This is a genomic window from Brasilonema sennae CENA114, assembly GCF_006968745.1.
Taxonomy (GTDB): Bacteria; Cyanobacteriota; Cyanobacteriia; order Cyanobacteriales; family Nostocaceae; genus Brasilonema; species Brasilonema sennae.
On sequence record NZ_CP030118.1, the window covers coordinates 2,358,956 to 2,371,588 of the forward strand.

The window sequence follows — 12,633 nt, forward strand, 5'->3', positions numbered from 1 at the left end:
GAGTATTTAGGAGAACGGTAGGATAATATCTATCAATTTGATGGCAATAAAGGGAGCAATAATACCGCCAAGACCGTAGATGAGGATATTGCGTCGTAGCAGTTGATCTGCTGTCAGAGGACGGAATTTCACGCCTTTTAAAGCTATGGGAATGAGTGCTGGGATAATTAGGGCGTTGTAAATCAGCGCCGAGAGAATGGCAGACTGGGCACTTTTTAATCCCATGATGTTCAGTGCACCAATTCCAGCCGCCGCAAAAATAGTCGGAATGATAGCGAAATACTTAGCAATATCGTTGGCAATAGAGAAGGTTGTTAATGCCCCACGGGTAATCAGCAGTTGTTTACCAATTGTCACCAAATCAATAAGCTTGGTGGGATCAGAGTCCAAGTCCACCATGTTCGCAGCTTCTTTGGCGGCTTGTGTCCCAGAGTTCATCGCCACGCCGACATTTGCTTGCGCTAGCGCCGGGGCGTCGTTGGTACCGTCCCCAGTCATAGCTACCAACTTGCCCTGGGCTTGTTCAGAGCGAATCACTTCAATTTTGTCTTCTGGGGTGGCTTCTGCGATAAAATCATCAACGCCCGCTTCTTGAGCTATAACCTCAGCCGTAATGCGGTTGTCACCTGTGAGCATGATCGTCTTAACCCCCATCCGCCGGAGTTGGTCAAAGCGTTCGCGCAAACCTGGTTTCACAATGTCTTTGAGGTAAATAACGCCATAGAGATCGTTCTCAAAGCAGACGGCTAACGGTGTCCCTCCTAACCGGGAAACTCTTTCATAAGCTGCGTCTAAATCACTAGGAACATTGCCGTTACGGGAACGGACAAACCCCTTAATTGCATCCACTGCGCCTTTACGAACTTGTTTGCCATCGGGTAAATCGGTACCACTCATGCGGGTTTTCGCGGAGAACTCTACTCCCTCTGCTTTACTAGTATCAAAGTCTACCCCAACCCGCTGCCTTTCTGCCAGTCCCACGATTGATTTACCTTCTGGTGTTTCATCAAACACACTGGCTGCTAAGGAGATTCGCGCTACATCTTCAAGGGAATGACCATTCAGAGGAATAAATTCATCAGCCATCCGGTTTCCTAAGGTGATGGTACCTGTTTTATCTAGCACCAAGGAGTTGATGTCACCGCAGGCTTCTACGGCTCGTCCGGAAGTGGCAATCACATTAAACTGGGCAACTCTGTCCATCCCAGCGATACCAATGGCGCTCAACAAACCACCAATTGTGGTAGGGATGAGAGCAACCAGCAGTGAGATCAGGATGGCAATGCTAGCACCAGCGCGTAAACTGTTTCCTGCCTCAGCTCCATACACAGTGCTAATAAAGTTTGCAATATAACCAGCAAACGGTGGAATCGTTGATACCACAATCACAAAAACCTGCGTCAGCACAGCAAGCAGCACCGTCAGCGCAATCTCGTTGGGAGTTTTAGAGCGTTCTGCCCCCTCTACCAGGGCTATCATGCGGTCAATAAAACCTTGACCTGGATCGGCTGTAATCCGAATCGTCAATTCGTCAGACAGCAACCGCGTACCCCCCGTCACTGAACTGGCAATGTCCGTGCCTGGTTGTTTTAGTACAGGGGCAGATTCTCCGGTGATGGCAGACTCATCCACCGAACCGATGCCTTGAGTCACTTCCCCATCAGCAGGAATCATGTTACCAGCAGTCACCTTTACCAAATCACCTCGCCGCAGTTCGGTGGAGTTGATTTCTTTAATGGAACCATCAGGCAGCATTTTGCGGGCAACGGTGTCTGAACGCGTTGCTTTGAGTGCATCTGCTTGTGCCTTCCCGCGTCCTTCAGCCACGGATTCCGCAAAGTTCGCAAACAGGACTGTCAAAAATAGAATCAAGGTAATCAACCCGTTGAACAGGCGTTGCTGATTGATATCTGCCTGTACAGTGCCAAATAAATTGGGATCAACGCTCACTAGGAAAGTGACAATTGTTCCTACCCAGACGATAAACATGACTGGGTTTTTGACGGCAGTTCGAGGATTGAGTTTGACGAACGACTCCCGAATTGCTCTCTGGTACAATCCCCGCATATCTGCCTTGGGGCTATTCTTACGCGAGTCACGGCTTCCTTTTGGAACACGAGGTGAACGGGAAGATGTGGATTGGTCAGTAGTACTTCGCATACATTAGTCAGTTATCAGTTGTCAGTTACCAGTTACCAGTTAACAGTTATCAGTTATCAGTTATCAGTTATCAGTTATCAGGGGGGTCAAGAAATCGCTTCCTCTATTCACTGTTCACTGTTTACTGATGACTGTTCACTGATGGGTGTTAGCCAATACCTTTAGCAATTTGGAAAGCTTCGCCAATCGGTCCAAATGCCAGGACTGGGAAGAACGTGAGTGCGCCCAAAATAAGGATGACACCTGCGGTTACGCCAGTAAACAGTCCAGTATCGGTTCGCAATGTACCAGTCGTAAAGGGAACTGATTGCTTGCGCGACATACTATCGGCAAGCAGTAGCAAACCTATGATTGGGACATAGCGTCCTGCTAGGAGACTAAAGCAAGTACTCAGGTTCCACCACAAGGCGGTTGCGGTGGTTTTTGCTCCTGTTGCGATCGCTATTGGAGACGGTTGTGAATCGCCTAAGCCTTCAAACCCAGACCCGTTGTTGGCTGCGGCTGAGGCATATTCGTAGATGACTTGAGCAAAACCGTGGAAGCCAGGATTACTAATTCCTGCTAGTTGATCCGGGAATGCTAGGGTAATAGCTGCTGGAATCAAAATGGCGATTGGGTGAACCATCAGAAGCAAGAAACTGGCAAGCACTACCTCACGCTTTTCAATTTTGCGTCCCAGAAATTCCGGTGTCCTTCCGACCATCAAACCTGTAACGAATACTGCCAGAATTAGGTAAGCAAACAAATAAGCGGTTCCCGTACCTTGTCCTCCAAAAACAATTTGGAAAAACATATTGGAAAGGGTGACGAAACCACCACTAGGCATAAATGAATCGTGCAAGCTATTGACTGCACCGCACATAGTGGCAGTTGTGAACACAGCATACAGAGCTGATTGTGCCCAACCAAACCGAACTTCCTTACCCTCTAGGTTCGGTTGCTGACTCCCCAACAAAGCGTTCACAGCAGGATTACCGTTGTATTCACCAATCGCTGTAATAATGACAAAGACCACTAGGATGGCAAACGGTATGCTGTAGACTAACCATGCTTGCTTGACGTTGTTGGCAATGATGCCATAGGTGTAAATCAGCGAGGTGGGTATTGAAAGGAGTGCGACAAGCTGGATGAGATTGGTTAAACCATTGGGATTTTCAAAGGGGTGTGCTGAGTTGATGGCGAAAAAGCCGCCACCGTTCTCGCCTAGTTCCTTAATGATTTCAAAATGGGCAACTGGACCGCGAGCGATCGCCTGACTAATATTAGGATCTTCTAAAGTAGAAAACACCGCAGGACCAGCCAGTGTTTCCGGAACACCAGCTGCCATCATAATGATTCCCCCCACAATACTAATGGGTAGTAAAATCCGTGTAATTGAGCGAATCAGGTCTACGTAGAAGTTGCCTAACGGTCTGCCTGTCAACCCGCGAATAAAGGCGATCGCCACCGCTATACCTGTTGCAGCCGAGGTGAACATATGATACCCCAGTCCCCACATTTGGCTGGCGTAACTCAAGTAGGTTTCACCAGAATAGTGCTGCTGGTTGGTATTGGTGATGAAGGAAATGGTGGTGTGTAGTACTGTGTCCCAAGTTGGGGCACCTATTTTGGTTGGGTTGAGGGGTAGCCATCCCTGATTCATAATGATGAAGAAAATGAGCAACCCCATGACTACGTTGCTGTACAAAATTGCCCGCGCATACTGCCAACCCGTCATGTCCTCCCTGGCAGAAACGCCAATTGCGGAGTAAAGCACGCGCTCAACTGGGTTCAAAATCGGGTCGAGAAACGTCCTTTGTTCCTGAAAGACACGCGCCATGTATCGCCCAAAAAAGGGAGTTATCGCTACTACAATCAGTAGCGTTAATGCAATTTGAATCCATCCTTCTAGCATGAGTTAGTCTAACTCCAGCATTAATAAATTAAGTTTGATATTTTCACATTGACAGCGTTTTTCAATTGATTTCACGACACTACTTTTGACTCCTTCACTTTCCTGAAATGTTGTCTACATACTTGAAAACTGCTGTTTCGTCTAGTGTCAATAATCCAAAAATGAAAAGTCTATCGGTATATAGGGGTGTGAACAGGTTTTTAACCGTGAACTAACTGCGAGTGGACTTCAAAGAAAGCCATAAAATCAACGTTAATGTAAATACACCTGCCGTTACAGCCGCTTTCCACTGATAAAGATAAGCTCTTATGGCTTTGTGTCGAGTTGCTCTATAGGAAATTCTATTCTCTTTCATAATTGCTTTGCACCCTATTTTTAGGTGCTTCTCAGATTCATCATTATCATTTTTTTATTCAAAGTTTACAAGATATAATTTATTATTGATGAATTATATCTATTAATATATATCTCTTAAGTTTGATAAAAGTTTAGCGCGTTTAGATAGCGTCTATATCTGTAAATATAGATAGAAATCAGAGGAAAATAAACAACTATTTCTAGTCAAAAGTAACTGGGTGTGGGAAGAATTTGTTATACTTGACACACAGCTTCTATGTTCCGTCTCCAGATGTCGGTTCTCAAACTTGTAAGCCATAAAGATAACCCGCGTTTGAGAACATCTTGGATAATTATTGGACTGTTTACGATTGTGGTGTTATTGGAGTTCTCTACTCCACCAGACTACGTGTTTGGTTACCTTTATATCGGTCCAATTATGATAGCAAACGCTCGTCTGAGTCGAATGGCAACGCTACAACTAACTCTAGTTGCTTGTGTTCTAACGATTCTGAACGTATGGGTTCCAAGCTTGTCTCTTGTTAGAGCTTCCACAATTGCTAGTCGATTGATTGCAGTCTTAGCATTAGTTGTGACAGGCGTTCTGAGCGATACGCGGAGCGTGACGCCCTTGGCGTATCGCAATCGTCTGTATCAAGAAGCACTCTTGAAACAACAAGCCAAGCTTCATGCACAAAACAAGTTAGCTAGTGTGCGAGAAGACTTTGCCTCAACGCTAACTCATGATCTGAAAACTCCTCTACTGGGTGCTCTTGAGACATTACAGGCGTTTGAACGAGAAAATTTTGGTCCTGTTGTTCCTGCCCAGAAAAAAGTTTTAACAACGATGATTAAGAGCCACCAGACTAGTTTGCAGATGGTAGAAACGCTCTTGGATGTCTACCGCAACGATATGGAGGGGTTAAAGCTACAGTTAGCACCTATTAATCTTGTTGAAATTGCTGAAGATGTGGCAATAACTTTGACCGAACTTGCTTCCAGTCGTCGCGTTCATATTTCCTGCAACTACGGTGAGTCAGACTTTCGCAAGTTTCTTTGGGTTCATGGTGATCCCTTGCAGTTGCAACGAGTATTTACTAATCTCCTGACTAATGCTATAAACCACTCTCCTCGCGGTGGCAAAGTGGAGGTTGTGCTGGAAGGAGGTTCTTCTTATCAAACTGCCAAAGTTATAGATACTGGGGCAGGGATAAAGCCAGAAGAACTGCCAAATCTTTTTAAGCGGTTTTACCAGGGACATAGCGATCGCCCTTCTTTGCCCAGAGGGGTTTTTCCAAAACCCCTCTCCCCAAATCTCCGATTTGGGGCAACCAAACTCCGTTTGGTTGGGGCATAGGGCGCGCCAAGGGCGATCGCCAAGCCAAAGGTTCTGGCTTAGGGTTGTATTTGACTCGTCAAATCATAGAAGCGCATGGTGGCAAAATCTGGGCAGAAAATGGATTTCCTAACGGCGCAATCTTTGCATTTTGCTTGCCAGTCTTGCCGTTTCAAATGTCTGTGTCTAACTGAAGTGTTTTTATACCAATTCAAAAAATATTTGCGACAGACGGAATGCTAAAAGTTATTACCAGTAACTTTTTCACAATCCAAAATTTCAAATATAAAATCCAAAATGGTATTGGATTTCCTTACTTTTTCTTTTGTCAAACAATTTATGCAGGGCGTTTTGGGTGAACATTTTCCTTCCCGAATATGGAGTTTGCCTCCATTTTCACCCAAGCCCTGCAAAAAAAGTGGCTGGTAGTCAAAAGTCGTCGCATTTACTACACTTCTGCCTCGAAAATTCTTCCTCAATATTCTACTTAACCTTCGCTTTTGCGGCAGATACAAGAGCAATTCTTTGCTCCTTACCAAGAATCATTTGTCCTCCCTTCTAAATGTTCTGGTAAGGGCACAAGAAAATTGAACATTGAGGCTTTCCAAAACGGAAAGTACCTAATTGTGTGCAATCTGTTTGTGGTGGTCAAACAGATTGTCAACTTCAGTAGCAAGTGGGTATCCCTTTTGCCAACTTACTGCCAGCTTGGGCAGGGGCATCGAATTCACAACCCTAGTAGGGTTTGTCAAAATTCGCTCTCCACTGCATCCGGTATTGGCTTAGTTGCCTCTGTTAATTGACTCTGCTGGCAAGCAAATGAGATTGTCGCCTTGAGTAAGGATTAAGCCACGTTGACGCAATTTACCCATCAAGCGGGTGACGGTGACACGAGTAGAACCGATCGCGCTGCCAATTTGGGCATGGGTGAGGGGGAAAGGCAGGCAATAACCGCGAATTACATCTGGATCGCTATCGCTCATTGATGGTTCTCCATATTCCTCAATCAACAATGTGAGGAATCCTAGGAGTCGGTCAATCGTGCGTCGTTGTCCCAAGGCACTTAGCCACAGCAGTTTGCGCTGGTGCTGGTACCTAAAGGCATCCATAACTTCGCGGCGGAAGTGAGGCCAGTTGTCCAAATCGTGCCAGTACATCCACAGTACAGCAGTTTGGTCAACATGGGCATAAGCCTGGAGCGTGAATGGCGACTGGGCAACAATTTCAAACGGTTGTCCTGCACCAACAAACCCTAAGAAAGCTTCTTCGGGAGTTCTATTGATGCGTCGAGATGTTAATTGACTTGCAGTTGCACTTACCTGGGCGGTTCCCACCATACGGATCGCACCCCTTTGCACCAAGTACAGCAATCCAGCTCGGGCTGGAATGCGCTCATCTTTGCTAAAGGTGCGGCAGCGGTAGTGTTCTTGAGCCCAATCAAGAATTCGTTGCCAAGTCAAAAAAGGACGTGAGGCCTCAGAGAAAGAGGATGGAGATTGCATAGGTAACAAAGAGCGTTCGGCGGAAGACAAAGACGTCATAAAAAGGTGCAAGGAGTGTCTTCGATGTCGGCACAACAGGCATTAAACCTAACTGTACCACTCATCCAAAAGGTAGAAAGCGTAGCTCCTACTCTTTTGTTATACTTCTTACTGTACAATTAAGGTAGTAAAATTTACTCTAATTTAATTAAATTTTGCACAATTCTAATTTTTCTTTCCGTAAATTTAACTTCTTTCCTCAGACAGATGACAAATATTGAAGACACGACGTCAAGAGTAAAAATACTTGATTTTTTGTGCAAAATAAATCACGTAAACATAAGTATAAAGCAATAAAACAGTTAGTAAGCAGCAAAATAGCAATCGCTTTAAGTACTTATGCTAATTTTCTGCATAGTGAATGCACAAATAACATAAATATTCCTCTATCTCAGGGTGGATATAATGGGACAATTCTTTATATTTCAGGTATAGCTTTGCGGCTGGCGAAATTTGAAAAATATCCCGCTATAGAGATTGCAAATGGCATTACCTCTCATATTTCAACAAACTATGACAAAGATTTCAAAGTTCAAGTCGTTTCCCCTGGTTGGATTCACTTGGAACTGACTCATCCCCTCTTAGCTGCTTGGTTGCAGAATCTTACTGTAGGGGGAGTTATTGAGCAAGGAGCGCTTAGCAGGGAGCAAGGGAGCAAGGAGCGCTTAGCAGGGAGCAAGGGAGACCAAGAAAGAATGTCCATAGGTTCTTTTTCTATGCAGCACCCCATTAAGAGCTCCATTTCCTCTTTTCCCTTTTCTTCCCCAAACTCTGGTTCCTTATTCACTGTTCAATACGCTCATGCACGCTGCTGCTCGCTTTTACGGCTGGGTGTTCACGAGGGATTGATTAAACTGGGGGAATCGAATGTTGATCAGGGTGATAATGTCAAGCAAAACCTTTGGTCAAGTATTTTTACTCCCAATCCCATTCCTTGGCTCAACAGCGATGAAAAACTGCGTTTCAATCACCCAGCTTCCTATCTCCTGATCAACGAGTTAGTGCGAGTGGTAGATAAAGTAGAGGGTTCTGATTTTGCCGACTCAGTTAATTGGGAAAAAGCTGCGTTAGATTTAAGTCGAGTTTTTGAAACTTTTTGGTGTAAATGCCAGATTTTCGGCAAAGTGAAAACTGCCTCACCAGAACTTGCTCAAGCCAAAATAGGATTGGTTTTGGCTACACAGTCTGTATTGAAGTTTATGTTGGAGGAAAAATTAGGTTATTTTGCTCTCGACGAAGTATAAAAATAAAATCTTTGAAAAAATAAACTTTTTTAACAATCATTGACTCGCGATATTTCCTTGGGTATACTATCCAATGTGTGAGGAGCGAACCAGCAAGAGCACCGAGACGAAACACGGCCAGTCGTCGGTGCTCTTTCTGATTTTATTGGTGGTAACATCTAAGTCAGGGTTATACAGACAAAATCCCCTGTGACTACCCACTACTAGCTACTTTTTACACAGTAAAAATCTCTCAATAGCAGCTGCAACTCCATCACACTCCACGTCAGGAGCAACCCACTGAGCTTTAGCCTGCACTGCTGCTGGTGCATTACCCATCGCTACACCTATAGCAGCATACTCCAACATTTCCACATCATTGAAGTTATCACCAATGGTCATGACATTAATTCTTTCTAGTCCCAGTAATTCTTCGGCTAGATAACGTACCCCAGTACCTTTGTTGACAAAAGGGTTAGTCGCTTCAAAAAATGTGGCAACAGATGTGGTGAGATATAGTTCGGCTGGGGTGTATTGACTGCGCAAATTTCCCAGTAACTGTTGAATAATATTTGTGTCATCGCACAATGCCAAAATTTTTGTGGGTTCATTGCTGGTAACTTGGCGTAAGTCTCCCACAGCAATAGGGTTAATTCCACTACGTTCTGCGTAAAGTTCTGTTTCCCTGGTTATTTCACGGACATAAAGCTGATCATTGATGTAGAAGTGAACAGATAAGAGCGTTCGTAACTCCGGTTGTTCAAAATAGTCTAGAAGCTTGTGTGCTAACTCTCGGGAAACAGGCAAATGGCGATGAATTTTTTGGGTAGCTGGGTCTTGAATCCAAGCCCCTTGGTAAGCTAATAATGGCAGGCTAGAGCCAATTTCTTGATGAAAGCGCAAAGCGGAACGATACATACGACCAGTGGCGATCGCCACTTGAATACCCCGTGCTTGTGCTGCAACAATTGCCTGCTTCACGGCTGTGCTGATGCTGTTAGATTTTCCTGCGATTGTGCCATCGATATCTACAACCAGCAGTTGAATGTCAAAAGTAGATGTATCCCCAATGGCAGGTGATGCCAATTCTGTGGCAGACACTTTATGCATAATTGATGAGTGAATATTGAGGTTCCAATAAGAGATTAACAGGCTATCACGCTGTAGAGACTTGCCCTGACTTGCACTGAGCGGCGCCGAAGTGGCGTAGCCGAAGGGCAAGTAAGAGTAAAGAAGACTAACAAGAGAATACAAATAAATTCATCTCGTCATTGTGAACAAATTTTTACACAGATATACAGATGAAACTGTGATTAGTATATGGTAAATGCTATATAGAATTATTTCGACTTACGAGTTACTACTTATATAGCAATCCTAAATGATTTATGAAAAATCTTAAGTATTGTAGGGTGGGCAGTGCTTACCGTATTTTGCTGACTACATCCGGGTTTTGCTAAGCACTGCCCAATGCTCTTATCCTCTGTCGGGAAACCCTCATCAAGTACTGGCTCCCCTACGTGTCGTTCTATATAGAATTATTTCCACTTACGAGTTACTACTTATATAGTTTGAGTAAGTCATGATATAAATCATTTTAATGCTATGAAAATGATTAGCAATACTTTCAACCATTGATCTTATAATTTTTAGCACTTAGAAAATATTTTTTTATTGAGTCTCAACATGAAAAAATCTCAAGTTTTATAGGACTAATATTTTAATTCTTATAAATAAAATAAAGGTTCGGAAAATACTCAAGTCACTCAATCAAAACCTAAGATATAAAAGAATGAACTCATGTTCGATTACTAAAAAAAGATTTGGATTCCAAACTAATATAGTTCAGAGCAGAATAAATTTCAGTTGATGTAGGCAGTCGCAACCCCAGAAAACCTTTCAGTTGGTGTTGGGTAGAGTTCCTCAAACGGACAGTTCGTTATAGTTAGGGAAAGTGTTGCTGTGTAATTGTCTGCCCAACTAACATCGTTTTATTTTTTTTTATAACTGATCGATATTAGAGCCTAAACAATAGAGTATTTTCCAAAACAAAAAATAAAGGATTTATATGATTAGAAAAAAAATAACAGGACTTTTTGCTGCAACTGCTGCTATCACAAGTGTATTTTCTGCTGTCACTCCTGCAAGCGCTGCCACATTTACTTGGGAGAACCTGACACCCTACGAAGTTAAAGACAAATCAACTGATGATTCAGGGTTTCAATCTCGAATTCCTGAGTTCCAGCAATATGTGCAACAGGAAAGAATTGCAATTCCTGAAGACACATTAAATAAACTAGACCCCACGAAGCTGAGTCTGAAAAATGACCACAATGTTCGCGTTTGGTTCTTAAATGAGGGTGCTGGCTATAAGAACCAGTTGGCTTATGAAGCTATCAACGGTTCTGACTACCAAAAAGGATTGGTTTTTGACAATATTTCTTGTAATACATCAAATGGCGCTAATTCAACGTGTCAGATGGGAGAAGAGAATGGTGTTTTAAATATCGGAGACTATGTTGATTTAGGCACTAAAGCAGCTGGAACTAAACTCAATTTCTTTCTGAAAGCAGATGGGTTTAATAATCCTAACGGCTATGTTTACGGCGCAGATGCCACTCAAAATCCAGACAAACTGAATCATTTAGTAGCTTATGAAACGGATGGTTATCTGTTGGTGGGTTTTGAGGATTTGTATGGACCAAAAGGTTTGAAATCTGATGGAAATGGTCTTTTAACAGCTGATCGCGACTTCAACGACGTTGTTTTCTTGATTGATTTAGGTAGGGACAACATAGCGACTGTTCCAGAATCTGCAAGTGCGATCGCACTTTTGGGTATGGGAGGAGTTGGTGTGGTGTTACAACAGCGTCGCCGTCGCCAAAAGCAAGCCAAGCAAATAGCTTAATTTTCTCTACATATGGGATTCGTAGGGGAAGTCGCTGGCTAAAATAGGTTTATGTCCCAAACAACACCAAAAAACCAGTTGGCTTCCGATTCCTTAACGACTACTTCTCCCACATTTATCCTAGTGGATGGACACTCCCTCGCCTTTCGTTCGTACTTCGCTTTTGCCAAAGGAAGAGACGGCGGATTACGGACAAAGACGGGAATTCCCACAAGCGTGTGTTTTGGCTTTCTCAAATCTTTGTTGGAGGTGATGGCGACTCAACAGCCACAAGCAATGGCGATCGCCTTTGATTTGGGTGTGCCAACCTTCCGCCACGAAGCATATGATACATACAAAGCAAACCGTCCAGAAACACCAGAAGATTTTATTCCAGATCTGAAAAATCTACATGAGTTGCTGGATGCTTTGAACCTGAAAATTGTCACTGCTGCTCGTTACGAAGCAGATGATGTTTTAGGAACTTTAGCACAACAAGCGAGCATAGCTGGATATCAAGTTAAGATTGTCAGTGGCGATAAAGATTTATTTCAACTTATTGACACCGATAAACAAATCAGCGTCCTCTATCTGAGTGCAGATGCTTTAAAAGGTTCTAAAGCAAGTCTTAAGGAATTTAGACCACAACAAGTTAAAGAAAAATTGGGTATTAGACCATCACAAGTCGTTGATTTTAAGGCACTTTGTGGTGATAAATCAGATAATATCCCTGGTGTCAGGGGAATTGGCGAAAAAACAGCCGTGCGCTTGCTTAACACGTACGAGTCAGTGCAGCGAATTTATGGTTCATTGCATGAAATAAAAGGCACACTTCACACAAAGCTAGAAGCAGGGAAAGAGGATGCACAGAAGTCTCGTAAATTAGCGGAGATTGTCCTTAATGTTCCTTTAGAAGTTGATTTAGAAAACTGCATCCTCAAAGGGTTTGATATCAGCGCCCTAACACCTATTTTAGAAAAGCTGGAGTTCAAGTCTTATTTGGGAAAAATTAACGAACTGCAGAAGCAGTTTGGTGGGAAAGTTGAAGAAACGCCAGAAACAGAAACACAGAAACTACTCAGTACTCAATTTAAGCCAAGCACTGATAACGAGGATGATGCTTTGTAGTTTTTTAGTGCGGCTGATGAGTGAATGTTGAAGTCCCAACATAGAGATTCACAGGCTATCAGGTTGTAGAGACGACTAACAAGAGAATACAAATGACATCTCATGCTGTCACCAAAAACAAGCCAAGG

At 43.4% G+C, this 12,633-nt stretch carries 7 protein-coding genes and 2 pseudogenes; 5 read left to right on the forward strand and 4 right to left on the reverse strand.

All coding sequences use genetic code 11. The features are described 5' to 3' along the window. Window positions 1-6 precede the first annotated feature (6 nt). Window positions 7-2,160 (reverse strand): potassium-transporting ATPase subunit KdpB, encoded by a 2,154-nt coding sequence (gene kdpB / locus DP114_RS10060; RefSeq protein ID WP_171976017.1) that lies wholly within the window; start codon window positions 2,158-2,160, stop codon window positions 7-9. A 148-nt stretch (window positions 2,161-2,308) separates the two neighbouring features. Next, window positions 2,309-4,054 (reverse strand): potassium-transporting ATPase subunit KdpA, encoded by a 1,746-nt coding sequence (kdpA, locus tag DP114_RS10065; protein ID WP_171976018.1) that lies wholly within the window; start codon window positions 4,052-4,054, stop codon window positions 2,309-2,311. Window positions 4,055-4,667: 613 nt separating this feature from the next. On the opposite strand from kdpA, the gene DP114_RS10070 reads away from it, so the two are divergent. Beyond that, complete coding sequence (locus tag DP114_RS10070) at window positions 4,668-5,747, forward strand: sensor histidine kinase (protein WP_370460809.1); 1,080 nt, start codon at window positions 4,668-4,670, stop codon at window positions 5,745-5,747. A 14-nt stretch (window positions 5,748-5,761) separates the two neighbouring features. After that, a pseudogene (locus DP114_RS35730) lies at window positions 5,762-5,920 on the forward strand (sensor histidine kinase); the annotation flags it as partial. A gap of 588 nt (window positions 5,921-6,508) precedes the next feature. Here DP114_RS35730 and DP114_RS10080 read toward each other — a convergent pair. Beyond that, the gene (locus DP114_RS10080) at window positions 6,509-7,267 is read right to left on the reverse strand and encodes a Crp/Fnr family transcriptional regulator (RefSeq protein WP_169266765.1); all 759 of its coding nucleotides are present in this window, start codon (window positions 7,265-7,267) and stop codon (window positions 6,509-6,511) included. Between the two features lie 257 nt (window positions 7,268-7,524). Here DP114_RS10080 and DP114_RS10085 point away from each other — a divergent pair, with 257 nt between their 5' ends. Further along, entirely contained in the window at window positions 7,525-8,511 is a 987-nt protein-coding gene (locus DP114_RS10085) for a DALR anticodon-binding domain-containing protein (protein ID WP_171976019.1), read from the forward strand. A gap of 207 nt (window positions 8,512-8,718) precedes the next feature. Here the strand turns inward: DP114_RS10085 and DP114_RS10090 are convergent, their stop codons facing one another. Then, entirely contained in the window at window positions 8,719-9,600 is an 882-nt protein-coding gene (locus tag DP114_RS10090) for a Cof-type HAD-IIB family hydrolase (protein WP_169266763.1), read from the reverse strand. Window positions 9,601-10,558: 958 nt separating this feature from the next. Here DP114_RS10090 and DP114_RS10095 point away from each other — a divergent pair. Together DP114_RS10095 and DP114_RS10100 are read left to right on the forward strand one after the other, a co-directional pair. Next, complete coding sequence (locus tag DP114_RS10095; protein WP_171976020.1) at window positions 10,559-11,398, forward strand: DUF4114 domain-containing protein; 840 nt, start codon at window positions 10,559-10,561, stop codon at window positions 11,396-11,398. 51 nt (window positions 11,399-11,449) lie between these two features. After that, window positions 11,450-12,496 (forward strand): annotated as a pseudogene (locus tag DP114_RS10100) (5'-3' exonuclease); the annotation flags it as partial. Window positions 12,497-12,633: the final 137 nt, after the last annotated feature.

Excerpts from the sequence above, each read along its gene's own strand:
- kdpB (WP_171976017.1), bottom strand. The coding sequence starts at position 2,160 with ATGCGAAGTACTACTGACCAATCCACATCTTCCCGTTCACCTCGTGTT.
- kdpA (WP_171976018.1), bottom strand. The coding sequence starts at position 4,054 with ATGCTAGAAGGATGGATTCAAATTGCATTAACGCTACTGATTGTAGTA.
- DP114_RS10070 (WP_370460809.1), top strand. The coding sequence starts at position 4,668 with ATGTTCCGTCTCCAGATGTCGGTTCTCAAACTTGTAAGCCATAAAGAT.
- DP114_RS10080 (WP_169266765.1), bottom strand. The coding sequence starts at position 7,267 with ATGACGTCTTTGTCTTCCGCCGAACGCTCTTTGTTACCTATGCAATCT.
- DP114_RS10090 (WP_169266763.1), bottom strand. The coding sequence starts at position 9,600 with ATGCATAAAGTGTCTGCCACAGAATTGGCATCACCTGCCATTGGGGAT.
- DP114_RS10095 (WP_171976020.1), top strand. The coding sequence starts at position 10,559 with ATGATTAGAAAAAAAATAACAGGACTTTTTGCTGCAACTGCTGCTATC.